The sequence below is a fragment of the Pseudomonas sp. GL_103 genome (assembly GCF_057835175.1).
This window is the reverse complement of record NZ_CM174420.1, coordinates 693963-720000: the sequence shown is the minus strand read 5'-3', so window position 1 is coordinate 720000 and position 26038 is coordinate 693963. Positions and strand designations below refer to the sequence as shown.

Genomic DNA, 26038 nt, shown 5'->3' with positions numbered 1-26038 from the left:
CTGGATGGTTTCGCGGGTCGCCAGTGGCAGCTTGTGGATAGCCTGGCCGGTAGACGGGTTGAACACATCAACCGCGCGACCGTTCTCGGTCACCAGTTCGCCATTGATCAAATGCGGAATAACGCTCATGGAAGCTCCTGAAAAGTTGTCCACAGGCGCTCGCTTCGGAGCACCTGTTGTTTGTAGGTATATAGAAGGAGAAATCAGTCGATCTTGCTCAGCACTTCGCCGACCGCGTCGAACAGACGATCCAGGTCCTGCGGTTTGCTGTTGAAGGTTGGGCCGAACTGCAGGGTGTCGCCGCCGAAGCGTACGTAGAACCCGGCTTTCCACAGCGCCATGCCGGCTTCGAACGGACGCACGATCGCATCGCCGTCACGTGGAGCGATCTGGATCGCGCCGGCCAGGCCGAAGTTACGGATGTCGATGATGTTCTTGGTGCCTTTGAGGCCGTGCAGCGCATTTTCGAAATGCGGCGCGACTTCGGCCACGCTCTGCACCAGGTTTTCCTTTTGCAGCAGGTCGAGTGCTGCCAGGCCCGCGGCACAAGCCACCGGGTGCGCGGAATAGGTGTAGCCATGGGGGAATTCAACCGCGTATTCAGGCGTCGGCTGATTCATGAAGGTCTGGTAGATCTCGGAGCTGGCAATCACCGCGCCCATCGGGATCGCACCGTTGGTGACTTGCTTGGCGATGCACATCAGGTCCGGGGTTACGCCGAAGGTGGTGGCGCCGAACATGGTGCCGGTACGGCCGAAACCGGTGATCACTTCGTCGAACACCAACAGGATGTTGTGCTGGTCGCAGATTTCACGCAGACGCTTGAGGTAACCCTGTGGTGGAACCAACACGCCAGCGGAACCGGCCAATGGCTCGACGAAGACCGCCGCGATGTTCGACGCATCGTGCAGTTCGATCAGCTTCAGCAGTTCGTCAGCCAGGGCAATACCGCCCTGCTCCGGCATGCCACGGGAGTAAGCGTTGCTTGCCAGCAAAGTGTGCGGCAGGTGGTCGACGTCCATCATCGCCTGACCGAACAGCTTGCGGTTGCCGTTCACGCCACCGAGGCTGGTGCCGGCGATGTTCACACCGTGGTAACCACGGGCACGGCCGATCATTTTGGTCTTGGTCGACTGGCCCTTCAGGCGCCAGTAAGCACGGACCATCTTCACCGCGGTGTCAGCACACTCGGAGCCCGAGTCGGTGAAGAACACGTGGTTCAGGTTGCCCGGGGTCAGGTCGGTGATTTTTTCAGCCAGCTGGAACGACAGCGGATGGCCGTACTGGAAGGCTGGCGAGTAATCGAGGGTACCCAGTTGCTTGGCGACCGCTTCCTGGATTTCCTTGCGGGTGTGCCCGGCGCCACAGGTCCACAGACCGGACAGCGAGTCATATACCTTGCGGCCCTTGTCGTCGATCAGCCAGCTGCCTTCGGCGCCAACGATCAGGCGTGGGTCGCGCTGGAAGTTGCGGTTGGCGGTGTAAGGCATCCAGTGAGCATCGAGCTTGAGCTGGCTGGCCAGGGAAGTCGGGGCGTTTTCAGGCTGATTCATGGGCGAAACCTCGCAAGGCAATAAGCGGCGTAAGGATTGAAAACCGTTGTTGCAGCTAAATTGCCACGGAGATAAAGTCGGTGAAATGCAACTCTTCTAATGTTCAGTCAGTCAATTACTAAACTTTTGAGTAACCCGCATGAGCACTCGCCGTCCCGATCCGCTGGCCCAGGTCAGCGACTTTGATATTCGCCTGCTGAGGATTTTCCGCAGCGTGGTGGAATGCGGCGGCTTCTCCGCGGCGGAAACCGTGCTGGGCATCGGTCGCTCGGCGATCAGCCAGCAGATGAGCGATCTGGAGCAACGCCTCGGTCTGCGCCTGTGCCAACGGGGACGTGCCGGATTTTCCCTGACCGAAGAAGGCCGCGAGGTCTATCAATCGGCGTTGCAACTGCTAAGTGCACTGGAAAGCTTCCGCACCGAGGTCAATGGCCTGCACCAGCACTTGCGCGGCGAATTGATCATTGGTTTGACGGACAACCTGGTCACCCTGCCCCACATGCGCATCACCCATGCCCTCGCGCAATTGAAAGAACGCGGCCCGGATGTGCAGATCCAGATCCGCATGATCGCGCCCAATGAAGTCGAACAAGGCGTGCTCGACGGTCGCCTGCACGTCGGCGTAGTGCCGCAGGCCAGCGCACTGTCGGGGCTGGAGTATCAACCGCTGTATAGCGAACGTTCGCTGTTGTACTGCGCGGTCGGCCATCCGCTGTTTTATGTCGACGACAAGCAACTGGACGACGAACGCCTGAACAGTCAGGACGCCATCGCCCCGACCTTTCGTTTGCCAGCGGAGATCCAGGCTCACTACCAGGCGCTCAACTGCACCGCCAGCGCCTCGGACCGCGAAGGCATGGCGTTCCTGATCCTGACCGGGCGCTACATCGGATACCTGCCGGATCACTACGCGAGTCTTTGGGTGCAGCAAGGTCGATTGCGCGCATTGAAAGCGAAAACGCGGTTCTATGACCTGAGCCTGGCATCGGTCACACGCAAGGGGCGTCGGCCCCATCTGGTGCTGGAGAGTTTTCTCGAGAGTCTCGCGGCGACGCGTTGAAAATTGTGGGAGCGGTGCAGTGTTTTATTGTGTGAGGACTTGTCTCAAGCCGGTGGGTACGCTATCAACGCACTGGCCGTCCCACCCACCAGTTCGGAAGTGCCTATGACCTTTGAAGTCCCTGCCCACGGCGGAAAACCCGTCAGCCGCATTCGTCAGAAAAACGAAGAGACCATCATCAAAGCCGCCGAAGACGAGTTCGCCCGTCACGGGTACAAAGGCACGAGCATGAACACCATCGCCCAGAATGCCGGGCTGCCCAAGGCGAACCTGCATTACTACTTCACCAACAAGCTCGGTTTGTACGTGGCGGTGCTGAGCAACATCATCGAGTTGTGGGACAGCACCTTCAACACCCTCACCGCCGAGGACGATCCGACCGAAGCCTTGACCCGCTACATCCGCGCGAAAATGGAGTTCTCCCGACGCCAGCCCCAAGCCTCGCGGATTTTTGCCATGGAAGTCATCAGCGGCGGCGAATGCCTGACCGAGTACTTCAACCAGGATTATCGCGCCTGGTTCCAGGGCCGTGCGGGCGTGTTCCAGGCCTGGATCGACGCCGGTAAAATGGACCCGGTCGATCCGGTGCACCTGATCTTCCTGTTGTGGGGCAGCACCCAGCACTATGCCGACTTCGCCACGCAGATCTGCCGCGTCACCGGGCGTGCCAGGTTGACCAAGCAGGACATGGAAGACGCCGGGGACAACCTGATCCGCATCATTCTCAAGGGCTGCGGCCTGAAACCTGCCATCTAAGTAGCCATTCAGGTACGTATGCCATTTACCCTCAGCGGTTTTTGCGAATACCGCGAAGAGATTCGCAAGAGCCGCTTCATTACCTTCGCCGCGCCGATCTCCAGCCCGGTCGAGGCCCAGGCGTTCATTGAACAGCACAGTGACTTGAATGCCTCGCACAACTGCTGGGCCTGGAAACTCGGCGATCAATATCGCAGCACCGATGATGGCGAGCCCGGCGGTACAGCCGGCCGGCCGATTCTGGCGGCGATAGAGGCACAGGATTGCGATCAGGTCGCGGTGCTGGTGATTCGCTGGTATGGCGGCATCCAACTGGGCACCGGGGGGCTCGCCCGGGCCTATGGCGGGGGTGCAAACAAATGCCTGCAAGCGGCGCCAAAGATCGAGCTGATCAGCCGGGTGCCGCTGCGTTGCGCTTGCGGATTTGCCGAGCTGGCCCTGGTCAAGCTGCGGGTGGCAGAGGCAGGTGGATTGGTTGTGGATGAAAGCTTCACCGCCAATGGTGTCGAGTTGCAGTTGGCCGTGGGCGATGCACAGATCGACACCTTGCAGTCACAGCTGGCCGATTTGAGTCGCGGACGTATTTTGTTGCAGCGCTAAAAAGCCTCGGCACAGGCTGCGATCTTTTGGGGCACGCCGCTTTTTCACTTATTCCATACTTGCCCACATCTGCTGTGCACCCGGCTGTGGATAACCTGAGCACATACCGCTGTAACCCTTCTGTCATGCGGCTTTGCGGACTTTGCTCAATTTTCGTCCAATCTGCCATCAAGCACATCAAATTCAAATAAAAACAAACAGTTACAACGGTTTATCGCCTTTAGAAGAAAGCCACTCAGTGCTTATGCCCGTGCTTTGAGCTTGCACACAAATACTGTGGAGCAATCTGTGGATAACCCGTTCATGGCCGTCTCGACGCCCTGCACGGTATGGCTTGTGGTCGATTGCTCATTTTTTGAGCAAAAGCGCACGAGCAAAATCGGGGCTTGATTTGCACCCTTGCCCCCATGTGGTGCCGGGCTGTGCGTGGCACATTTGAAAGCTGCGTACTCAACGCCTCTGGTCACAGGGCTTCGAGGTTTTCCTGACCTAGTGGCCAGAAAATTGCTTTATCCACAGGCACAAGTCCAAGAGCACTGAGCCTGTCATGCCCAATCACGCTCCAATCCCCGATCCGGTTCCGCGCCTGCAACTGCGCAGAATCAGCAAACGCTACCCCGGTTGCCTGGCCAACGATGCCATCGACCTGACCATTGCCCCTGGCGAGATTCATGCCCTGCTCGGGGAAAACGGCGCGGGCAAAAGCACACTGATGAAGATCATCTACGGCGTCACCCACGCCGATTCCGGCGAAGTGATCTGGCAAGGTCAGAGGGTGAGCCTGCGCAACCCGGCCCAGGCCCGGGGTTTGGGAATCGGCATGGTGTTCCAGCATTTCTCGCTGTTCGAAACCCTGAGCGTGGCGCAGAACATCGCCCTAGCCATGGGCGCGGCGGCAGGCACACCCAGACAGCTTGAGCCGAAGATTCGCGAAGTGTCCCGGCGCTACGGCATGGCGCTGGAACCGGAGCGACTTGTCCACAGCCTGTCGATCGGTGAACGGCAACGGGTGGAAATCATTCGCTGCCTGATGCAGGACATCCGCCTGTTGATTCTCGATGAACCGACTTCAGTGCTGACGCCGCAAGAGGCCGACGACTTGTTCGTCACCCTGCGCCGGCTCGCTGCCGAAGGCTGCAGCATTTTGTTCATCAGCCACAAGCTTGGGGAAGTGCGCGCGTTGTGCCACCGCGCAACGGTTTTACGAGGCGGTCGGGTGGCCGGGCATTGCGTGCCGGCCGAGTGTTCGGATCAGCAACTGGCGCGCTTGATGGTCGGTGAAGCGGCGGAGTTGATCGCAGACTATCCGAAGGTAGCTGGAGGTGATGCGTTCCTTGATGTCCGTGGCTTGTCCTGGCACAACCCGGACCCGTTCGGCTGCTCGCTTGCCAACATCGACCTTGAAGTGCGCCGTGGTGAAATTGTCGGCATCGCCGGTGTCGCCGGCAATGGCCAGGATGAGTTGCTGGCCTTGCTCAGCGGCGAAGAAATGTTGCCCCGCAACGCCAGCGCGACGATCCGCTTTGGCAAGGAACCGGTCGCCCATTTGCGTCCCGATGCACGCCGCCAACTCGGCCTGGCGTTCGTTCCCGCCGAACGCCTGGGTCATGGTGCGGTGCCGGAGTTGAGCCTGGCGGACAACGCGCTGCTGACCGCTTTCCAGCAAGGCTTGGTGAGTAACGGCCTGATCCAGCGCGGCAAAGTCGAAGCACTGGCCGAGGAAATCATCCGCCGTTTCGGGGTCAAGACACCCGATAGCCAGGCACCGGCCCGCAGCCTGTCCGGCGGCAACTTGCAGAAATTCATCCTCGGCCGGGAAATCCTTCAGCGACCGAAATTGCTGGTCGCCGCACACCCGACCTGGGGCGTGGACGTCGGCGCGGCCGCCACCATCCACCGCGCCTTGATTGCCTTGCGCGATGCCGGCGCGGCAATCCTGGTGATTTCCGAAGACCTCGACGAACTGTTCCAGATCAGCGACCGCCTCGGCGCCTTGTGCGGCGGTCGACTGTCGGCGCTCCATGCCACCGTCGATACCCGCCTGAGCGATGTCGGCGGCTGGATGGCCGGCCAGTTCGGCGCCCCCCAATCACTCGCATCCGCCACGCGTTAACGGAGTGTCACATGCTGCTTTCTCTTGAACCCCGCGGCCAGCAATCGCGCCTGATGCTGTGGTGCTCGCCGTTGCTGGCGGCTGCACTGACCCTGGGCTGTGGATCCTTGTTGTTTATCGCGCTCGGGCACGACCCGCTGCTGACCTTGCACACCTTGCTGATCGCGCCGGTCAGCGACCTGTATGGCGTCTCAGAATTGTTGGTCAAGGCCCTGCCGATTCTGCTCTGCGCATTGGGCCTGGCGGTCGCCTATCAGGCGCGCATCTGGAACATCGGTGCCGAAGGTCAACTGCTGCTCGGCGCGTTGGCCGGCAGTGCGCTGGCGGTGAACATCATCGATATGCAAAGCCGCTGGGCGCTGGTGCTGATCCTGCTTACAGGCACCCTGGCGGGCGCCGCGTGGGCCGGCCTGACGGCGTGGTTGCGCACGCGCTTCAACGCCAATGAAATCCTCACCAGCATCATGCTCAATTACATCGCCCTGAACCTTTTGCTGTATTGCGTGCACGGTCCACTGAAAGATCCGGAAGGTTTCAATTTTCCGCAATCGGCGATGTTCGGTGACGCCAGCCGCTTGCCGTTGCTGATGGAAGATGGCCGGGTCCACGCCGGGGTTTACTTCGCCCTGCTCGCGTTGGTGACGGTGTGGGTGATGTTGCAGAAAAGCTTTGTCGGCTTCCAGATCAAAGTGCTCGGGCTGGACAAGCGTGCCGCCGGTTTCGTCGGCTTTCGCGAGAGACGCCTGATCTGGCTTGCGCTGTTGATCAGCGGCGGTCTGGCGGGGCTTGCCGGTGTGTGCGAAGTCACCGGCCCCATCGGCCAGCTGGTGCCGCAGGTCTCGCCGGGCTACGGCTATGCGGCGATCACCGTGGCGTTTCTCGGCCGCTTGAATCCTGTCGGCATCCTGTTTTCCAGCCTGTTGATGGCGCTGCTGTACATCGGCGGCGAAAGCGCACAAATGAGCCTGAACCTGCCGCAAGCGATCACCCAATTGTTCCAGGGCATGATGCTGTTTTTCCTGCTGGCCAGCGACGTACTGATTCTCTACCGACCGCGCTTGCACCTGCGCTGGACCCGCCGCGCACAAACTACCGCCGTACAAGCAGGAGCGCTGTGATGGATATCGATCTGCTGAGCAATATTTTCTACGCCATGGTCCGCTGCGGTACGCCGTTGCTGCTGGTGGCGCTGGGGGAACTGATCTGCGAGAAAAGCGGCGTCCTCAACCTGGGCCAGGAAGGCATGATGCTGTTTGGCGCGGTGATCGGTTTCATCGTCGCGTTCAACACCGGACACCTGTGGCTCGGCGTGTTGCTGGCGATGCTCGCCGGGATGCTGTTGTCGTCGCTGTTTGCCCTGGTGGCGCTGGTGTTCAACGCCAATCAGGTGGCCACCGGTCTGGCCCTGACGATTTTCGGTGTGGGCTTGTCGACCTTCATCGGCGCGGCGTGGGTCGGCAAACCGCTGGCGGGGTTCGAGCCGATGGCGATTCCCTATCTGAGTGAGATCCCGCTGATCGGGCGGATGCTGTTTGCTCAGGACCTGTTGGTGTATCTGTCGTTCGCGCTGTTTGCACTGGTGGCTTGGGTGATTCTGAAAAGCCGCGTCGGGCTGATCATTCAGGCGGTCGGGGAAAACCCGGATGCGGCCAGCGCCATGGGCTTGCCGGTGCTGGCGGTGCGGACCCTGGCGGTGTTGTTCGGCGGTGCAATGGCAGGGTTGGCCGGGGCTTATCTGTCCCTGGCGTATACACCGATGTGGGCGGAAAACATGAGCGCCGGGCGCGGCTGGATTGCCCTGGCGCTGGTGGTGTTCGCCAGTTGGCGGGTGTGGCGTCTGCTGCTCGGCGCGTACCTGTTCGGGCTAGCCAGCATCCTGCACCTGGTGGCGCAGGGGTTGGGACTGGCGATTCCCTCGAGTCTGCTGGCGATGCTGCCGTATGTCGCGACCATTGTGGTGTTGGTGCTGTTGTCCCGGGATGCGCTACGCACGCGGTTGTATGCGCCGGTGTCGTTGGGGCAGCCGTGGCAGGCCGGGCATTAGTGGTTGTCTGGTCTGGCCCCTTCGCGAGCAAGCTCGCTCCCACATTGGATGGGTGTGAACTCGGTCAAATGTGGGAGCGGGCTTGCTCGCGAAGGCGTCCGCACTGGCAAAACCTGAGCCACGCCCCACGCCAATTCAAACACCAGAAAAACCACCAGCAGCGAACTCGCGCCATGGATCAGGGCATAACCCTGCCAGGCCGAGAACAGGAATCTGGCCACGGCGTCATACCGCCCATAAACCTGCTGCGGATCACGAATCCGCAGCACTGCCCACACGCAGACAATCGACCCCAGCAGATTCGCCATCAACATGTGCACCGGTTCGAACGGTGGCAACTCACCGGGCAAACTCAACGCCTGACTCACCCCCGTCAAAACCCCATGCAACGCCGCAAAACTCCATGGCGTGACAAACGCGACTGTCACGATCAGGTCATACCAGGCACTGCCTTGCACCAACCGGCGATATTGCGCTGAAGTCCACATCGACATTGCTCCATCAATTCAGGGAGCAACAAGGCTAAAGCCTGGAGTATGCTCCAGGGTCAAGCCCCCTCGAGACGTCATGATGCGCATCGGTGAATTAGCCCAGGCCAGCGCCGTCAGCCGCGACACGCTGCGCTTCTACGAGCAGCGCGGATTGATCGCGGCGCAACGCAGCGCCAACGGGTATCGCGACTATCCGCCAGACATGGTGCAACTGGTGCAGTACATCAAGACCGCTCAACGACTGGGCTTTACCCTCGGCGAAATCGGCAACAGCGTCGCTACAATCTGGCAGTCGCCCGATCCGGACAGCGCCGTCACGCAACTGCTGCAAGACAAACTCAAACTGATCGAAGCCCGCATGGCCGAACTCGGCGTGCTGCGCGATGAGTTGCAACAACGGCTCGGGCAACAGTGTCCATTGAATCCACGACTCTGAATTTTCAAGGAAGCCACTCATGTCCAAGGCAAAAACCGCACTCATCATTGGCGCCTCCCGGGGGCTTGGCCTCGGGCTGGTGAAAACCCTGCTGGCCGATGGCTGGCAAGTCACCGCCACCGTGCGCGATCCGCAAAAAGCCGAAGCCTTGCAGGCCCTGGGCGATGTGCGGATCGAAAAGCTCGACATGGACGATCAGCAGGCGGTGTCCGCCCTGCGCCAACAACTCAAGGGCGATGTGTTTGACCTGTTGTTCGTCAATGCCGGGGTCAAGGGGCCGGAGGTCCAGACGCCGAACGGCGGCGCGACAATGGCCGAAGTCGGTCAGCTGTTTTTCACCAACGCCGTGGCGCCGATCAACCTGGCCCAGCGTTTTGTCGAGCAACTGCGCCCGGACACCGGCGTGCTGGCGTTCATGAGTTCGGTGCTGGGCAGCGTGACCATGCCCGATGCGCCGGAACTGGCGCTGTACAAGGCCAGCAAGGCGGCGCTGAATTCCATGACCAGCAGCTTCGTCACTCAGTTGGGCGAAACCACGCTCACCGTGCTGTCGCTGCACCCGGGCTGGGTGAAAACCGACATGGGTGGTGAAGGCGCGGACATCGACGTGGAAACCAGCACCCGTGGCCTGGTCGATCAGGTGAATGCGTATGTCGGCAAGGGCGGGCATCACTTCATCAATTACCGCGGTGAAACCATTCCCTGGTAATCACCGCCGCCCACAGTGGGAGCGAGCTTGCTCGCTCCCACAGGGTTACTCTTCGTCTGGTCGGGTTGGGCTTGCCCGCCAGAGCGTTTTGATCGACACTTCGCACCTCGCCTCCCCGGCGAACCTGGATCAGCAGACAGGGCAACACTGAGCTGGCAACCCTGAACCCAACTTTCAGAGGAGCCGGCCAACATGCCTGCGACCCGTACCTGGTTAAAAAATCCCCTCGCCATTTTCACCTCCAACGGTCTCGATGCCCGTGGCGGCCTGGTGCTGCAAGACGGTTTGATCGTCGAAGTACTCGGCGCCGGTCAACAACCGTCCGCACCCTGCAATGAAGTGTTCGATGCCCGCGAGCACGTGATCCTGCCGGGCCTGATCAACACCCATCACCACTTCTATCAAACCCTGACCCGCGCCTGGGCGCCGGTGGTCAATCAGCCGCTGTTCCCATGGCTGAAAACCCTGTACCCGGTCTGGGCACGCCTGACCCCGGAAAAACTCGCCCTCGCCACCAAGGTCGCGTTGGCTGAATTGCTGCTGTCCGGTTGCACTACCGCGGCGGACCATCACTACCTGTTCCCGGAAGGTCTGGAAAATGCCATCGACGTACAAGTCGAAAGCGTTCGCGAACTGGGCATGCGCGCCATGCTGACCCGCGGTTCCATGAGCCTCGGCGAAAAGGACGGTGGCCTGCCGCCGCAACAGACCGTGCAGGAAGGCGAAGTGATCCTCGCCGATAGTCAGCGGCTGATCGCCGAGTACCACGAACGCGGTGACGGCGCGCAAATCCAGATCGCCCTGGCACCCTGCTCGCCGTTCTCGGTGACGCCGGAAATCATGTCGGCCAGTGCCGAACTGGCGAACAGACTCGACGTACGCCTGCACACCCACCTGGCGGAAACCCTCGACGAAGAAGAGTTCTGCCTGCAACGCTTCGGCCTGCGCACCGTGGATTATCTGGACAGTGTCGGCTGGCTCGGCCCGCGTACCTGGCTGGCCCACGGTATCCACTTCAACCCGGACGAGATCGCCCGCCTCGGCGCCGCCGGCACCGGCATTTGCCATTGCCCGAGTTCGAACATGCGCCTGGCCTCGGGCATCTGCCCGAGCATCGAGTTGACCGATGCCGGCGCCTTGCTGGGTTTGGGCGTGGACGGTTCGGCGTCCAACGATGCCTCGAACATGATGCTCGAAGCGCGTCAGGCGTTGTACATCCAGCGCCTGCGTTACGGCGCCGAGAAGATCACCCCGGAACGCGTGCTCGGCTGGGCGACCAAAGGTTCCGCCAGCCTGCTGGGGCGCAGCGATATCGGTGAGCTGGCAGTGGGCAAGCAGGCTGACCTGGCCCTGTTCAAGCTGGATGAACTGCGCTTCTCCGGCAGTCATGATCCAGTCTCGGCGCTGCTGCTGTGCGGCGCCGATCGCGCGGATCGAGTGATGATCGGCGGCAAGTGGCGGGTGATCGATGGGCAGGTCGAGGGGTTGGATCTGAAGGGGTTGATTGCCGATCACAGCCAGGCGGCGCGGCAACTGATCGCCGGGACCTGATACAACACCGATTAAAACTGTGGGAGCGAGCCTGCTCGCGATGGCGGTATTTCAGTCACTGACGATGTCGACTGACACTCCGCCTTCGCGAGCAGGCTCGCTCCCACATTGGTTTTGTGGAGGGTCATGACCATCTGGATTGGCGCACCAGTGGATGGCAACTGTGCAAGGACATGCACTGTTATCGGACTTCAAGGACCTGTCGCGAGCCTGCTCGCGATAGCATCACCGCGGATTCATGTTTTGTTGTCTTGTTGGTCAGCAATTTGCATTGCCCTGTGCAAGCCAGAGAGCCCAGCCAACCTCACAACAAAATGGAGTTCCAATTCATGCACAAACGTCCGTTGAAGAAGCTGCTTTGCGCCGTTGCGGCAGCCATCGGTTTGAGCGCCAGCCTGACCGCCGTAGCCGCCGATCCGCTGAAAGTCGGCTTCGTCTATATCGGTCCGATCGGTGACCACGGCTGGACGTATCAGCATGAACAGGGGCGCAAGGAACTCGCGGAAAAATTCGGCTCGCAGATCACCACCAACTACGTGGAAAACGTCGCCGAAGGCGCCGACGCCGAGCGAGTGATCCGCAACATGGCCAAGGATAAATACGACCTGATCTTCACCACCTCCTTCGGCTACATGAACCCGACCGTGAAAGTCGCCAAACAGTTTCCCAAGGTGACCTTCGAACACGCCACCGGCTACAAGCAGGACAAGAACCTCGGCACTTACCTGGCGCGCACTTACGAGGGCCGCTACGTCGGCGGCTTCCTCGCGGCGAAGATGACCAAGAGCAAAAAAATCGGCTACGTCGCCTCGTTCCCGATCCCGGAAGTGATCCGCGACATCAACGCCATCCAGCTGGCCCTGAACAAGTACAACCCCGGCACCGAGATCAAGGTGGTGTGGGTCAACTCATGGTTCGATCCGGGCAAGGAAGCGGACGCCGCCAACGCGCTGATCGACCAGGGCGTGGACGTGGTGTTCCAGCACACCGACAGCCCCGCGCCGATCCAGGCCGCCGAACGTCGCGGCGTGTATGCCGTGGGCTACGCTTCGGACATGGCGCACTTCGGACCGAAAGCGGTGCTGACCTCCATCGTCAACGACTGGGGCCCGCACTACGTTCAGGCAACCCAAAGCGTGATCGACCATGACTGGAAATCCCGGGACTACTGGGGCGGTTTGAAAGAAGGCACCGTTGAGCTGCCGATCAGCGACCTGGTGCCGGCGACGGTGAAGAGCGAAGCCGAACAGCTCATCGCTGACATCAAGAGCGGTGCGCTGCAACTGTTCACCGGGCCGCTCAAGGATCAGGCCGGGGTCGAGAAAATCCCGGCGGGCGTGAGCGCGACCACGGCGGAACTGGCGTCGATGAATTACTACGTGGAAGGCATGAAGGCCGAGATTCCGAAGTAACTCTTCAGCCAGAACACAAAACCCGGTGGGAGCGGGCTTGCTCGCGAAGGCGTCATCTCAGTCGATATATTTGTCGCCTGATGCACCGTTTTCGCGAGCAAGCCCGCTCCCACATTGGATCTTCAGCGTTCTTAAGGACTGCGCATGAACCAACTTCCCATCATCGACATCGCCCCGCTCTACAGCACCGACCAAATCGCCTGGCAAACAGTCGCCAATCAAATCGACCTCGCCTGCCGCGAGTGGGGGTTCTTCTACATCAAGGGCCACCCGATCAGCACTGCGCGAATCGACGAACTGCTCGACAGCGCCAAGCGCTTCTTCGCCCAACCCACCGCCGAAAAGCTCAAGATCGACATCACCCAGACCCGTCACCATCGCGGTTACGGCGCCATTGCCACCGAGCAATTGGACCCAAGCAAACCCAGCGACCTCAAGGAAACCTTCGACATGGGCCTGCACCTGCCGGCCGGGCACCCTGACGTACTGGCGGAAAAACCCTTGCGCGGTCCCAATCGCCATCCGTCCATCCCCGGCTGGGAAGCGTTGATGGAGCAGCACTACGTTGACATGCAAACCCTCGCACAAATGCTGTTGCGGGCCATGACCATCGCGCTGGGGATTGAGCGCGATTTCTTCGACACACGCTTCAATGACCCGGTCAGCGTGCTGCGGATGATCCATTACCCGCCGCGTCACACTGCCAGTTGCGAAGAGCAGCAAGGTGCCGGGGCGCACACCGATTACGGTTGCATCACCCTGCTCTATCAGGACGCCGCCGGTGGCTTGCAGGTACGCAACGTCAAAGGCGAATGGATCGACGCACCGCCCATCGAAGGTACGTTCGTGGTCAACCTCGGCGACATGATGGCGCGCTGGAGCAACGACCGATACCTGTCGACGCCGCACCGGGTGATCAGCCCCCTGGGCGTGGATCGTTATTCGATACCGTTTTTCGCCGAGCCGCACCCGGACACCCGCATCGACTGCCTGCCCGGTTGTCAGGATGCATTGCACCCGGCGAAATACCCGGCCACCACCTGCGCCGAGTTCCTGCTCTCGCGCTTCGCCGATACCTACGCTTATCGACGGGAACTGGAAGCGGTGTGATGAACCGCCTGGTCAGGTTTTACCAATTGTTGCGGCAACCCTCTGTAGAATGGCGACCATTGCACCTGATGAGAAAAGAATTATGTACGACTGGCTGAACGCCCTGCCCAAGGCAGAATTGCACCTGCACCTGGAAGGCTCGCTGGAGCCCGAACTGTTGTTCGCCCTGGCCGAGCGCAACAAGATTGCCTTGCCATGGAACGACGTCGAAACCTTGCGCAAGGCGTATGCCTTCAACAACCTGCAGGAGTTCCTCGACCTGTATTACCGGGGTGCCGATGTGCTGCGCACGTCCCAGGACTTCTATGACCTGACCTGGGCGTACCTGCTGCGCTGCAAAGAGCAGAACGTGATTCACACCGAACCGTTCTTCGATCCGCAGACCCACACCGACCGTGGCATCCCGTTCGAAGTGGTGCTCAACGGCATCGCCGCCGCGCTGAAGGATGGCGAGCAGCAATTGGGCATCACCAGTGGTTTGATCCTGAGCTTCCTGCGCCATCTGAGCGAAGACCAGGCGCAGAAAACCCTCGACCAGGCGCTGCCGTTCCGCGATGCGTTCGTCGCCGTGGGCCTGGACAGCTCCGAGATGGGCCACCCGCCAAGCAAGTTCCAGCGCGTGTTCGACCGTGCTCGTCACGAAGGTTTCCTGACCGTCGCCCACGCTGGCGAAGAAGGCCCGCCCGAGTACATCTGGGAAGCCATCGACCTGCTGAAAATCCAGCGCATCGACCATGGCGTGCGCGCCATCGAAGACGAGCGCCTGATGCAGCGAATCATCGACGAGCAGATCCCGCTGACCGTGTGCCCGTTGTCGAACACCAAGCTTTGCGTATTCGATCACATGTCGCAGCACAACATTCTCGACATGCTGGAACGCGGCGTGAAAGTGACCGTGAACTCCGATGACCCGGCGTACTTCGGCGGTTATGTCACCGAGAACTTCCATGCGCTGCACACCCACCTGGGCATGACCCAGGATCAGGCCAAGCGCCTGGCGCAGAACAGCCTCGATGCGCGGTTGGTGAAACCGTAAGGCTCGGCGCCAATGCCCGGCGGGAGCGAGTGCGTTCGCTCCCGCACCGGTGCACTAAAGCGCCATTTCCAACTCGGTTTCCTGGGCAAAGCGATGAATTTCGCGCTGCCCGGAGGCCGTCACCTGCAAGGCTCGGGAATCGTTCGGCAGACTAAGCCACCCCGACTGCATGAACAGCTGCAACAGTGCCGCGCCCAGCGAGCCGCCCAAGTGCGGGCGTCTTTCGCTCCAGTCAGGGCAGGCGCAGGCAACCCTGCCGTTGTGATGGGCCAGCGCCTGGACGAACACTCCCCGTGCCGCCAACTCCGTCGCGCCCTTGAGCGTGACCGTGACCCGCTGATCAAAATGTTCGATCCAGCCTGCCTCCAGCAGTCGCTGATACAGATCGGCGGACAGGGTGCCCCCCAAGTGATCGTCGCACAGCCGGGCACTCAACAATGGCGAACGCACCACCCGGGGTTTGATCAGAGGCGCATTACGCTTGAATACGTCCGGAATATCCTGGGGTGCGCTGGCGAAGGTCGCGCTGGCCAGTGCTTCGATTGCCGCCCCGACTTCGGGAGCGGCCAGGCGGAAGAAGCGTTTGCGGCCGCGGTTTTCAACCCTCAGCAGACCTCCGGCGGACAAACGTCCCAGGTGTGCACTGGCCGACGACGATGACAGGCCGGCCAGCAATGCCAACTCTTCGGTTGTTCGCGCCGAACCATCCATCAAAGCCCACATCATTGCGCTGCGCTTTGGGTCAGCCAGCAACGTGGCGATCTGGCTGATGCAAGGTGCATGTTCCATGTATTCACTCCCTGTTGAATCGTTTCGTCTACTGCCCAGAGAAATCTTGACCAGTAATGTGTCGTCGGCCAATCCATTGAAACTGCCATAGGCCAGGCGACGCCTTGCTCACTCATTTGCGCTGCCTGGCCGATGCTGCGTAGGCCAGAAGGTTGACCGTGCAGCCGGGCCGACTCGTACGTGGACCCGCCATCGGGGGGTCGACGCTACGTACATGATGAGGGCGCTAGTATATGCGGGTTGGTCGGCGGATCCTTTCCTGCGCCCGGCGTAGGTGGTGATCGTTCCTGAGGGAAATTTCTCTTTTTTTGGGCGACTAATGATCAATTTCCGAAAAGCCTGGAAATTGACTGCTCAAAAGGGCGCATCGTCTGGCAAGCATTTCACGCAACAGGTTCACCGGCTTACTCAATTGTGCGCGATGGGCGCACAACAGATTCAACGGTGCGCGCTCACAGAGCAGCTCCGGCATCAGCACCTTCAAGCGCCCGGCCAGTACATCGGCGGCCACATCGAGCCAGGACTTGTAAGCGATCCCGGCACCTGCCACGGCCCAAAGGCGCACGACATCGGCATCATCACTGAAACGATCGCCGCTGACGGTCAGGCTGACTTCGCGTTTGCCGTCGTGAAAACTCCAGTGATCGTGGACCCGGCTGCCGAGCATGTACAACAGGCAATTGTGCTGTGCCAGTTGCTCCAGATGCCGCGGCTCGCCATGCCGGGCCAGATAGCCGGGAGCGGCGCACAACACCCGGCGGTTCTGCGGGGCGATGGGCAGCGCCACCAGGCTGGAGTCCTCCGGTTCACCGTAGCGCAGGGCAATGTCTACCGGTTGGCGAAACAGATCGGCGATGCGGTCCCCCAGCAGCAGGCGCACGGTGAGTTTCGGATGCTCGCGTTGAAACTCGTCGAGCCAGGGCAGCAGCAGGTTGCGGCCAAAGTCCGATGGCGCCGACAGTTGCAGCACCCCGCTGACCTGGTCCTGACCACTGGCCAGCAATCGTCGGCCCTCGTCGAGATTGCTCAGGGCTGCGCGGGCGTATTCGAGAAAGCCCTCGCCTTCGGCAGTCAGGCGCAGGCTGCGGGTCGAACGGGCCAATAAACGAGCTCCGAGTTGCTGCTCGATGCGCTTGAGCGCCGCACTGGCCACCGCCGCCGACATGTCCATGCCCCGCGCGGCAGCGGAGAGACTGCCCAGGTCCGCCGCCCGGACAAACAACTGCAAGTCATCGAAACGCAGCATCAGAGCACCGATTATCAAAAAAATATTGAAAGAGACTGCTCTTTTAGCCGGTTTTATCCTCAGGAGAAATAGCCAATCATCTGCCTCATCGAATCTCTTCTTTAATTAGTGTTCAGGAGCCGCCCATGAAAGCCATTGCTTACTACGCCTCGTTGCCGATCAGTGACGACAAGGCTCTGCAAGATATCGAATTGCCGGACCCGGTCGCCGGTCCCCGCGACTTGCTGGTAGAAGTCAAAGCCATTTCGGTCAACCCGGTGGACACCAAGGTGCGCCAGAATGTCCAGCCCGAAGGTGGCGCGGCCAAGGTGTTGGGATGGGATGTGGCCGGTGTGGTCAAGGCGGTGGGCAGTGAGGTAACGCTGTTCCAGGCCGGCGACAAGGTGTATTACGCCGGCTCCATCGCGCGTGCGGGTGGCAACAGCGAGTTGCATGTGGTGGACGAGCGCATCGTCGGCCACAAGCCGAAGACTCTCGGATTCGCCGAGGCCGCTGCCCTGCCGCTCACTGCGATCACGGCGTGGGAGTTGTTGTTCGAGCGCCTGCAGGTACGCGAAGGCAAAACCGACGAAGGCCAGAGTCTGTTGATCGTCGGCGCGGCGGGTGGCGTGGGCTCGATTCTTACGCAACTCGCTCACCAACTGACGGCCCTGAAAGTCATCGGCAGCGCTTCGCGTGCGCAAACCCAAAGCTGGGTGAAAGAGTTGGGTGCCGACCTGGTGATCGATCATGGCCAGCCACTGAGCGAAGCACTCAAACGTGCCGGCGTGGATCAGGTCACCCACGTCGCCAGCCTGACGCAAACCGACCAGCACCTGGACCAATTGATCGAGGCATTGGCACCCCAAGGCAAACTGGCGCTGATCGATGACCCCAAGTCGCTGGACGTGACCAAGCTCAAGCGCAAGAGCCTGTCACTGCACTGGGAATTCATGTACACCCGTTCGCTGTTTGAAACCGCGGACATGATCGAGCAGCACAACCTGCTCAATCGCGTCGCCTGGCTGATCGATGCCGGGACCCTGAAAACCACGGTGGGCGAACACTTCGGCACGATCAACGCGGCCAATCTGCGCCGTGCCCATGCCCTGCTGGAAAGCGGCAAGGCCAAGGGCAAGATTGTGCTGGAAGGGTTCTGAAGCGCTGAAAAAAACCGCCGCTGATTTCATCGCTTTCTGCTGTTTTCCGTCTGCGACCGGGACGCCCCGGTCGCAGACAGTCTCTGTGGGCTCCCTCGAAAATCCGTGTTTTCTTTAGTTACACACCGTCAGTCAGACAGTTGATCCTTGTCACAATGGTGACCGTATACGGGACTACAATCGAATCTCCTGCGAGGCATTCTTTTGCGTAACGTCTTTTACGAGACATCTTTTACGAGAGGAGATCGGCTATGAAGATCCTGATAAAAGAACTGGCAAAGTCCCAGTGGCAAGTTCGCTTAGACCAACATGCTGTGACGTTCCGCAGCGAAGCAGAAGCTCTCGCTTTCACGCGTACCCTGGAAGCCCGCATCCAGGCCCCTCACCAGATTCCCGTCCTCCTTGCGCAGCGTGCAGCCGGCTGACTCCGGCCTCAAACCTGGGCTTGCGCCAGCGCCCGGGCATTTTGCAAACGCCGGGTGAGCACCGCTGCGCTCACCACCAGAATTCCACACAGGCTGATGACCATGGCCATCGGCACGGCGCTGCCGTCGTGCAGCACGCCCACCAGCGCAGAGGCGCCGGCAGCCACGCTGAATTGCAGACAACCGAGCAGCGCCGACGCGCTGCCGGCCCGTCCGCCCTGCCCGTTCATCGCACAAGCCGCCGCGTTGGGGCTGATGCAGCCGAGGCTGGCGATACAGATGAACAATGGAATCAGCAGCGGCCACAGTTGTGCCGGGTGCAGAGAACTGACAGCGAGCAGGGTCAAACCGGCCGCCAGATAAACCCACACCGCGCGCGCCAGCAAGAACATCGGGCCACGCTTGGCCAGTAACCGCGCGTTGACCTGCGCCACCAGAATGAAGCCCGCCGCATTGATGCCGAATAGCCAGCCGAAATGCTCGGCCGCAACGCCGTAGAGCTTGATGATGATGAAGGGTGAACCGGCGATGTAGGCAAACATCCCGGCGATGGCGATGCCCCCGGTCAAGGCATGGCCAAGAAATATCGGGTCGGCCAGCAATCGGCCGTACTGACGCAGCGCACCCGACAACGGTTGACGCGGTATGTGGGCCGGCATGCTTTCCGGCAATCCCGTCGCAACCGCCAGCCCTGCCAGCGCACTGAAACCGGTCAAGGCCAGGAAGATCGACTGCCAGCCTGTGGTGTTGACCAACAACCCACCCAGCAATGGCGCGAGGATGGGGGCAAGCCCCATCACCAGCATCAACTGCGAAAAGACTTTTGCCGAGCCCACCGCATCACACTTGTCGCTGACCACCGCCCGGGAAATCACCATCCCCGCGCAGCCGCCCAACGCCTGGATGAAACGTGCGCCGATCAGCCATTCAAGATTCGGCGCATAGGCGCACGCCACGGATGCTGCGGTGAACAGGCCGACACCGATGAGCAACGGAATGCGTCGCCCGAAACGATCCGCCACCGGGCCATAGGCCAACTGACCGATGGACAAGCCGAGGAAGTACACCGCCAACGTCATCTGAACGTGATTTTCGTCCGTCCCGAAAGCCAGAGCCATGGCCGGGAAGGCCGGCAGGTAGAAATCGATCGCCAGCGGACCGAAAGCGCTCAAGGCGCCGAGAATCAGAATGGTACGAAAGTTCATCAGGCATCCAGTGGGGCAGAAGTCGGCAGCCTGACAGTCTAGCCGCGCATGGACGCCTTGAACATTCCGGTAGCTCGCTAACTATCAAATTCAGACGAGTTTGACGCCGTAACCCTCTTCGCTGATCACCTCGATCACCTGCTCGGCTGTCAGCGCACTTTCGACACCGACCTCCCTGGTCGCCAGATCGACCCGCACACTGGCCGCCGGGTCTTTGGCCTGGACCGCCTGGGTGATGGCCTTGACGCAGTGACCACAAGACATGCCTTCAACGTTGAACACTTGCATGGGATGACTCCTTTTCCGAGGGTTGAACCCAGTTTCGAGCTTGCCACCATGGCAAGGTCAAGTTCTGAAGTGAGCTGCCGGGCTGGCAATCGGCGCGACGCTCGGCCAAGCTGCGTCCATCAATGACTCGAACTCAGGAGATTCAGCCATGCGCTGGTCAGTTTTCAGCCTGTTTGGCTTGCTCAGCCTTTTTGCCGCCGTGCCTTCGGTCAATGCTGCCGGTCAGGATTATGGCGTGCTGATCATTTCCCGCGAGCGCCTGGAAGTCGCGACCAGTTGCGAAATCGGTGTGTACATCCAGGATCAACTGGCGGCGCGGCTGTTTCAGGAACAGAGCACCTCGTTCAACCTGCCGCCGGGCATCGTCTCGCTGCGCCTGAAACTGCTGCCGGGCCAGGTGCCGGGTTGCAATCCGGGCATGCTCGCGCCGGGTTCGCAGGATATCCAGCTCAAGGCCGGGGATGTGCTCAAGTACCGGATCGCGATGACGCAGGAAGGGATGTACCTCAAGCGCGCCGGTCTCGGCTATTGATCGGCTGCTTGATCTGAAACATCGCACTTGACCTTGCCAGCATGGCAAGGTTGATCCTGTGGTCATCTACTACAGGGAGTGCGACCGATGTCCGAATCCACCACGTTCGACCTGCCGATTGCCGGCATGACCTGCGCCAGTTGCGCCGGGCGGGTCGAGCGCGCCTTGAGCAAAGTCATTGGCGCCAGTGCCGTCAGCGTCAACCTCGCCACTGAGCAGGCGCGGGTCCAGGCACCCAGCGACAGCTTGCCGGCCTTGATGGATGCCGTGGCCAAGGCCGGCTACAGCGTGCCGCAACAGAGCCTGGAATTGAGCATCGATGGCATGACCTGCGCATCCTGCGTCGGTCGGGTCGAACGTGCGCTGGGCAAGGTTGCCGGAGTGAAAAGCGTCAGCGTCAACCTGGCCAACGAACGCGCCCACCTTGAACTGCTCGGCCAGATCGATCCGCAAACCTTGATCGCCGCGGTGGCCAAGGCTGGCTACAGCGCCAGCATCAGGGAAGCCGAACACCCGCCAACCGACAATCAGCAACAGCGCCTGCACCGCGAACGCCTGGCCTTGATCATTGCCATTGCCCTCGCCTTGCCGCTGGTATTGCCGATGCTGCTACAGCCCTTCGGCGTGCACTGGATGCTCCCGGCCTGGGTGCAATTTGCCTTGGCCACGCCGGTGCAATTCATCTTCGGTGCACGGTTCTACGTAGCCGCCTGGAAAGCCGTGCGCGCCGGAGCCGGCAACATGGACCTGCTGGTCGCCCTGGGCACCAGCGCCGGGTATGGCTTGAGCCTGTACGAATGGGCCACCGCCGCCGGGCGCATGCCGCATCTGTATTTCGAAGCCTCGGCGGTGGTGATCGCCCTGGTGCTGCTGGGCAAGTACCTGGAAAGCCGCGCCAAGCGCCAGACCGCCAGCGCCATCCGCGCCCTCGAAGCGTTGCGCCCGGAACGGGCGATCCGGGTGATCGATGGCCACGAGCAAGACGTCGCCATCAGCGCCCTGCACCTCAATGACCTGGTGATGGTCAAACCCGGCGAACGCTTCCCGGTGGACGGCGAAGTGGTTGAAGGCCAGAGCCACGCCGACGAGGCCCTGATCAGCGGCGAGAGCCTGCCGGTGCCCAAGCAGCTCGGCGACAAAGTTACCGGTGGTGCGATCAACGGTGAAGGCCGGTTGCTGGTGCGTACCCAGGCCCTCGGTGCGGAAACCGTGCTGGCGCGGATCATCCGTCTGGTGGAAGACGCCCAGGCCGCAAAAGCGCCGATCCAGAAACTGGTGGATAAAGTCAGCCAGGTGTTTGTGCCCACCGTGCTGCTGATTGCCCTGGCCACCCTGATCGGCTGGTGGCTGTACGGCGCGCCGATGGAAACCGCGCTGATCAACGCCGTGGCGGTGTTGGTGATCGCCTGCCCGTGCGCCCTGGGCCTGGCCACGCCGACGGCGATCATGGCCGGCACCGGCGTGGCGGCGCGCTACGGGATTCTGATCAAGGATGCCGAAGCACTGGAGCGTGCCCATGAAGTCAGCGCGGTGGTGTTCGACAAGACCGGCACCCTGACCTCCGGCACCCCGCGCATTGCTCATCTGAGTGCCATCGACGGTGATGAGGCGAACCTGCTGCAATTGGCCGGCGCCCTGCAACGCGGCAGTGAGCACCCGCTGGCCAAGGCTGTTCTGGATGCCTGTGCCGATCGCCACTTGAAGGTGGCCGATGTCAGCGACAGCCAGTCCCTGACTGGTCGCGGCATCGCCGGCAACCTCGAAGGGCGTCGCCTGGCACTGGGCAATCGGCGTCTGCTGGAGGACAGCGGCTTGAATGCCGGGCCTTTGGCCGACTCGGCGATCGCGTGGGAAAGCGAAGGCCGGACCTTGTCCTGGCTGATCGAGCAATCCCCCGAACCTCACGTGCTGGGCCTGTTCGCCTTCGGTGACACCCTCAAGCCCGGCGCGCTGCAAGCGGTACAACAATTGAGCGCCCGGAACATCAGCAGCCACCTGCTGACCGGCGACAATCGCGGCAGCGCCAAGGTGGTGGCCGAGGCGCTGGGCATCCACGATGTGCATGCCGAAGTGCTGCCGGCAGACAAAGCCGCCACAGTCGCCGCACTGAAACAAACCGGGGTGGTGGCGATGGTCGGTGACGGCATCAACGACGCCCCGGCACTGGCTGCCGCCGACATCGGCATCGCCATGGGTGGCGGCACCGACGTCGCGATGCACGCGGCCGGCATCACCCTGATGCGCGGCGATCCGCGACTGGTGCCGGCCGCGCTGGAGATCAGTCGCAAAACCTACGCCAAGATTCGCCAGAATCTGTTCTGGGCCTTCGTCTATAACCTGATCGGCATTCCGCTGGCGGCGTTCGGCTTCCTCAATCCAGTGCTGGCCGGTGCGGCCATGGCGTTGTCGAGCGTCAGCGTGGTGAGCAATGCGCTACTGTTGAAAACCTGGAAACCCAAGGACCTGGAGGACAACCGATGAACATCGGCCAAGCGGCCCGCCACAGCGGCCTGAGCGCAAAGATGATCCGTTATTACGAATCCATCGGCCTGCTCAAGGCGGCCCATCGCACCGACAGCGGTTACCGGGTGTACGGCGATGACGACCTGCACACGCTGGCGTTCATCAAGCGCTCGCGGGACCTGGGGTTTTCCCTGGAAGAGGTCGGAAAGTTGCTGACCCTCTGGCAAGACCGCCAGCGCGCCAGCGCCGATGTGAAAGCGTTGGCCCGCCAGCACATCGATGAGTTGAACCAGAAGATCCGCGAGCTGGGTCAGTTGCGCGACACCTTGCAGGACCTGGTCGAGCACTGTCAGGGCGATCATCGGCCGGATTGCCCGATTCTGAAGAATCTGGAGTCGGGGTGTTGTGCCACTCCGACCCCATCGTGATTTCAGGTCACCGCAAAACCCTGTGGGAGCGAGCTTGCTCGCGATGAGGCCATTACATTCAACATCCATGTTGTCTGTTCTACCGCCATCGCGAGCAAGCTCGCTCCCACAGGTATTGTGTCTGTCACATTGAATCTGTAACCCACAAAAAACCCGGCCGAAGCCGGGTTTTTCTTTATCCGATCACTGCATCCACGGTGGAGGCGGTTCTTCGGTCTTGCCCGGCGGAGCATCGTCCGCCGCACGTACTGCCTGCTTGCGCTCTTCATCCAGGCGCGCCGCCTCGATCTCGCGCATGATTCCGCCCACGTCGGCCAGCTCTTCCGTGTCGGCGAACTCGCCGGTCAGGACACTGGCCGGGTGCAAGGTGCCGGCCTCGTACAAGGCCCACATTTCCTTGGCGTACTTGGTCTTCTTCAACTCCGGCGCAAACCGCCCGAAGTAGGACGCCATGTTGCCTACATCCCGCTCCAGCATGCTGAACGCGTGATTATTGCCCGCCGCGTCCACCGCCTGCGGCAGGTCGATGATCACCGGGCCGGTCGGCGTCAGCAGCACGTTGAACTCGGACAGGTCGCCGTGCACCAGGCCGGTACACAGCATCAGCACGATCTGGGAAATCAGATACGCGTGATACTCCCGGGCCTGGTCCGGCTCCAGCACCACATCGTTCAGGCGCGGAGCGGCATCACCGTACTCGTCGGCCACCAGTTCCATGAGCAGCACGCCTTCGAGGAAGTCGAACGGCTTGGGCACCCGCACACCGGCACTGGCCAGACGGAACAGCGCCGCCACTTCGGCGTTCTGCCAGGCGTCCTCGGTTTCCTTGCGGCCAAACTTGGAGCCCTTGGCCATCGCACGGGCCTGACGGCTGTTGCGTACCTTGCGGCCTTCCTGGTATTCGGCCGCCTGACGGAAACTGCGTTTATTCGCCTCCTTGTAGACCTTCGCGCAACGCAACTCGTTGCCGCAGCGCACCACATAAACAGCTGCTTCTTTACCACTCATGAGTGGGCGCAGCACCTCGTCGACCAGACCGTCCTCGATCAGGGGTTCAATGCGTTTTGGAGTCTTCATCAGCTTTTATTGTGGGTCCTTTATTACCAAACACGCGAAAGTCATTCGTTATACGGCAATCCACTCACGGGGGGGAGGGGTTGCCGACTTATGAACATTGCAGATGCACACAATGTACCGATTTCATCAGGTAAAACCGACGACCGCCATGGTCGTTCCAGATCATAGCCGAGCCTGCGTCACTTGTTGTGCAGGGGCATTGAGGGCAATTGCGACAGAAGCTGACACCACAACTCATGCCTTCCGTAGGATTTTTCCCAACAGGCCTCAATTTCCTCCGACAACAGCCGAAGTCCTAAGTGACAAAGTGATTTGTCCGACAATCGCTGCCACAACAAAAGCGATGCCGCACTCAAGGACCCGGGTTGACCAAGAACGATTACGGCTGCCAATAAACCGCGAGTCATCTGCACTGCGTGGGCCTATAAGAAAATCTGGAGCGCGGATGAACATCAAACAGAAGTTGACCTGGGCGTTTGCAATCATCGCCTGCCTGCCCGTGGTGCTGGTTGCCACCCTCGTTGTGCTGAACCTGCGCAGTGATGCCAGGGACGAATTCGTCGACGGCAGTGCCCGCGAGATTCGTCAGGTCAGCAACGCCATGCAATTGTTCTTTGACGGCATCAGCCAGAACGTCGATTACCTGGCCAAGCAGCCGTTGATCCGAAACTCCGACGACAGCCTCAAGACTTACATGGCCGCCAACGCCGAGAGCGTCCCTCAGGGCGAGGCTGACAAAAAAGTCTTCACCCTGCTCCAGGACCTGGGCAACAGCCACCCAGCCTACGCCTATGCCATCCTCGGCACGGCGGCGGGCGGCTACGTGTCGTGGCCGGATGATCCGAAGCTGAATAACTACGACCCGCGCCAGCGCCCCTGGTACAAGGCGGCCCAGGCCAAACCGGGCAAGCCGTTCCGCACCGAGGCCTACTACTGGGCCCAGGATGACGCGACTTACGTCAGCACCGTGCGCACCATCGACAACAAGCTGGGCACCAACGGCGGCGTGGTCAGCATCGACGTGACGCTCAAGCAGCTCACCGAAATCGTCAAACAGATCAAACTCGGTGAAACCGGCTACCTGATGCTGCTGGAAAACACCGGCATGGTCCTGGTGGATCCGAAACAACCGGAACACAACTTCAAACCCCTGAACAGCCTTGGCGACGGCTACGCGCAACTGGCCAAGGCTGGTAAAGGCCTGGTGGAAGTAGAGCTCAATGGCGAGCACTACATGGCCAACGTCTGGCCGTCGGAGCAACTGGGCTGGACCTTCATCGGCCTGATCAAACAGGACGACGTGATGAGTTCCGCGACCCAATTGACCTGGTTGATCGCCATCATCGCCGCCGTCCTGGCCGTGATCTTCGCCATCGTCGGCGCCAGTTTTGCCAGCCTCATCGTGCGCCCGATCCGCAGCGTGGCCAGCGGCCTGGAAGGCATCGCCCAAGGCGAAGGCGACCTGACCCAGAACCTGCAAATCCGTGGCAACGATGAAACTGCGCAACTGGCCAACTGGTTCAATCAGTTCCTGACTGCGATTCGCAACCTGATCCAGAACATCGGTGGCGCGGC

25 protein-coding genes and 1 pseudogene (1 of these 26 running past the window's edge) are annotated in these 26038 nt (G+C 61.0%); 18 read left to right on the top strand and 8 right to left on the bottom strand.

What is annotated here, in order from left to right; genetic code table 11:
- Both AC3IP0_RS03225 and aptA read right to left on the bottom strand, forming a co-directional pair.
- Nucleotides 1–129 carry the 5' end (the start) of a CoA-acylating methylmalonate-semialdehyde dehydrogenase gene (locus AC3IP0_RS03225; protein WP_056725206.1) on the bottom strand. Its footprint begins 1365 nt before the window's first position, so 129 of the gene's 1494 nt are visible here — the first part of the coding sequence; the start codon lies at nt 127–129; its stop codon lies beyond the left edge, outside the window.
- A gap of 74 nt (nt 130–203) precedes the next feature.
- Nucleotides 204–1553 carry an omega-aminotransferase AptA gene (gene aptA / locus AC3IP0_RS03220; protein ID WP_150727764.1) on the bottom strand — a complete coding sequence of 450 codons (1350 nt, stop codon included), beginning with the start codon at nt 1551–1553 and terminating at the stop codon, nt 204–206.
- 139 nt (nt 1554–1692) lie between these two features.
- Here aptA and AC3IP0_RS03215 point away from each other — a divergent pair, with 139 nt between their 5' ends.
- From AC3IP0_RS03215 to AC3IP0_RS03190, 6 genes are all read left to right on the top strand, one after another.
- Nucleotides 1693–2613, top strand: a complete 921-nt coding sequence (locus AC3IP0_RS03215; protein ID WP_007971880.1) for a LysR family transcriptional regulator — start codon at nt 1693–1695, stop codon at nt 2611–2613.
- A 105-nt stretch (nt 2614–2718) separates the two neighbouring features.
- The gene (locus AC3IP0_RS03210; protein WP_489326639.1) at nt 2719–3369 is read left to right on the top strand and encodes a TetR/AcrR family transcriptional regulator; all 651 of its coding nucleotides are present in this window, start codon (nt 2719–2721) and stop codon (nt 3367–3369) included.
- Between the two features lie 18 nt (nt 3370–3387).
- Nucleotides 3388–3969, top strand: coding sequence for an IMPACT family protein (locus AC3IP0_RS03205; protein WP_489326638.1), 582 nt, complete (start codon nt 3388–3390; stop codon nt 3967–3969).
- 547 nt (nt 3970–4516) lie between these two features.
- Nucleotides 4517–6082, top strand: a complete 1566-nt coding sequence (locus tag AC3IP0_RS03200; RefSeq protein ID WP_489326637.1) for an ABC transporter ATP-binding protein — start codon at nt 4517–4519, stop codon at nt 6080–6082.
- 11 nt (nt 6083–6093) lie between these two features.
- Nucleotides 6094–7200, top strand: coding sequence for an ABC transporter permease (locus AC3IP0_RS03195; RefSeq protein ID WP_489326635.1), 1107 nt, complete (start codon nt 6094–6096; stop codon nt 7198–7200).
- Nucleotides 7200–8126 carry an ABC transporter permease gene (locus tag AC3IP0_RS03190; RefSeq protein ID WP_489318227.1) on the top strand — a complete coding sequence of 309 codons (927 nt, stop codon included), beginning with the start codon at nt 7200–7202 and terminating at the stop codon, nt 8124–8126. The genes AC3IP0_RS03195 and AC3IP0_RS03190 overlap by 1 nt, the downstream gene beginning before the upstream one ends.
- On the opposite strand, the gene AC3IP0_RS03185 is transcribed toward AC3IP0_RS03190, so the two are convergent.
- Entirely contained in the window at nt 8123–8614 is a 492-nt protein-coding gene (locus AC3IP0_RS03185) for a hypothetical protein (protein ID WP_489318226.1), read from the bottom strand. The genes AC3IP0_RS03190 and AC3IP0_RS03185 overlap by 4 nt on opposite strands.
- 82 nt (nt 8615–8696) lie before the next feature.
- Between AC3IP0_RS03185 and AC3IP0_RS03180 the strand changes: the two genes are divergently transcribed.
- From AC3IP0_RS03180 to AC3IP0_RS03155, 6 genes are all read left to right on the top strand, one after another.
- Entirely contained in the window at nt 8697–9053 is a 357-nt protein-coding gene (locus AC3IP0_RS03180; RefSeq protein WP_489319712.1) for a MerR family transcriptional regulator, read from the top strand.
- A 19-nt stretch (nt 9054–9072) separates the two neighbouring features.
- Entirely contained in the window at nt 9073–9762 is a 690-nt protein-coding gene (locus tag AC3IP0_RS03175) for an SDR family oxidoreductase (protein ID WP_489318225.1), read from the top strand.
- Nucleotides 9763–9954: 192 nt separating this feature from the next.
- Nucleotides 9955–11313 carry an 8-oxoguanine deaminase gene (locus AC3IP0_RS03170; protein WP_489326634.1) on the top strand — a complete coding sequence of 453 codons (1359 nt, stop codon included), beginning with the start codon at nt 9955–9957 and terminating at the stop codon, nt 11311–11313.
- Between the two features lie 329 nt (nt 11314–11642).
- Nucleotides 11643–12725, top strand: a complete 1083-nt coding sequence (locus AC3IP0_RS03165; RefSeq protein ID WP_489318223.1) for a BMP family ABC transporter substrate-binding protein — start codon at nt 11643–11645, stop codon at nt 12723–12725.
- Between the two features lie 144 nt (nt 12726–12869).
- On the top strand, nt 12870–13835 hold the full coding sequence (locus AC3IP0_RS03160) for an isopenicillin N synthase family dioxygenase (protein WP_489326633.1): 966 nt from the start codon (nt 12870–12872) through the stop codon (nt 13833–13835).
- A gap of 82 nt (nt 13836–13917) precedes the next feature.
- The gene (locus AC3IP0_RS03155) at nt 13918–14871 is read left to right on the top strand and encodes an adenosine deaminase (RefSeq protein ID WP_150727777.1); all 954 of its coding nucleotides are present in this window, start codon (nt 13918–13920) and stop codon (nt 14869–14871) included.
- Nucleotides 14872–14925: 54 nt separating this feature from the next.
- Here the strand turns inward: AC3IP0_RS03155 and AC3IP0_RS03150 are convergent, their stop codons facing one another.
- Together AC3IP0_RS03150 and AC3IP0_RS03145 are read right to left on the bottom strand one after the other, a co-directional pair.
- A complete protein-coding gene (locus AC3IP0_RS03150; RefSeq protein ID WP_489318221.1) occupies nt 14926–15660 on the bottom strand; it encodes a helix-turn-helix domain-containing protein in 735 nt (244 codons plus the stop codon).
- Nucleotides 15661–15976: 316 nt separating this feature from the next.
- On the bottom strand, nt 15977–16906 hold the full coding sequence (locus AC3IP0_RS03145) for a LysR family transcriptional regulator (protein ID WP_489318220.1): 930 nt from the start codon (nt 16904–16906) through the stop codon (nt 15977–15979).
- Between the two features lie 125 nt (nt 16907–17031).
- Here AC3IP0_RS03145 and AC3IP0_RS03140 point away from each other — a divergent pair, with 125 nt between their 5' ends.
- Nucleotides 17032–18045, top strand: a complete 1014-nt coding sequence (locus tag AC3IP0_RS03140) for a zinc-binding alcohol dehydrogenase family protein (protein ID WP_489318219.1) — start codon at nt 17032–17034, stop codon at nt 18043–18045.
- Between the two features lie 251 nt (nt 18046–18296).
- Complete coding sequence (locus AC3IP0_RS03135) at nt 18297–18470, top strand: hypothetical protein (protein ID WP_489318218.1); 174 nt, start codon at nt 18297–18299, stop codon at nt 18468–18470.
- 8 nt (nt 18471–18478) lie between these two features.
- Here the strand turns inward: AC3IP0_RS03135 and AC3IP0_RS03130 are convergent, their stop codons facing one another.
- Entirely contained in the window at nt 18479–19675 is a 1197-nt protein-coding gene (locus tag AC3IP0_RS03130) for a multidrug effflux MFS transporter (RefSeq protein WP_489318217.1), read from the bottom strand.
- A gap of 90 nt (nt 19676–19765) precedes the next feature.
- Nucleotides 19766–19963: a heavy-metal-associated domain-containing protein gene (locus AC3IP0_RS03125; protein ID WP_489326632.1), complete on the bottom strand. Its 198-nt coding sequence runs from the start codon at nt 19961–19963 to the stop codon at nt 19766–19768.
- Between the two features lie 148 nt (nt 19964–20111).
- Here AC3IP0_RS03125 and AC3IP0_RS03120 point away from each other — a divergent pair, with 148 nt between their 5' ends.
- From AC3IP0_RS03120 to cueR, 3 genes are all read left to right on the top strand, one after another.
- Nucleotides 20112–20495: a hypothetical protein gene (locus AC3IP0_RS03120; protein WP_489318216.1), complete on the top strand. Its 384-nt coding sequence runs from the start codon at nt 20112–20114 to the stop codon at nt 20493–20495.
- Between the two features lie 87 nt (nt 20496–20582).
- Nucleotides 20583–22976, top strand: coding sequence for a heavy metal translocating P-type ATPase (locus AC3IP0_RS03115; protein WP_489326631.1), 2394 nt, complete (start codon nt 20583–20585; stop codon nt 22974–22976).
- Nucleotides 22973–23386, top strand: coding sequence for a Cu(I)-responsive transcriptional regulator (cueR, locus tag AC3IP0_RS03110; RefSeq protein ID WP_489326630.1), 414 nt, complete (start codon nt 22973–22975; stop codon nt 23384–23386). Before AC3IP0_RS03115 ends, cueR begins: the two co-directional genes overlap by 4 nt.
- A 183-nt stretch (nt 23387–23569) precedes the next feature.
- Here cueR and AC3IP0_RS03105 read toward each other — a convergent pair whose 3' ends face one another.
- A complete protein-coding gene (locus AC3IP0_RS03105; RefSeq protein WP_095944167.1) occupies nt 23570–24463 on the bottom strand; it encodes a PA4780 family RIO1-like protein kinase in 894 nt (297 codons plus the stop codon).
- Nucleotides 24464–24566: 103 nt separating this feature from the next.
- Here AC3IP0_RS03105 and AC3IP0_RS03100 point away from each other — a divergent pair.
- Nucleotides 24567–25997, top strand: a pseudogene (locus AC3IP0_RS03100) (cache domain-containing protein); the annotation flags it as partial.
- Between the last annotated feature and the right edge of the window lie 41 nt (nt 25998–26038).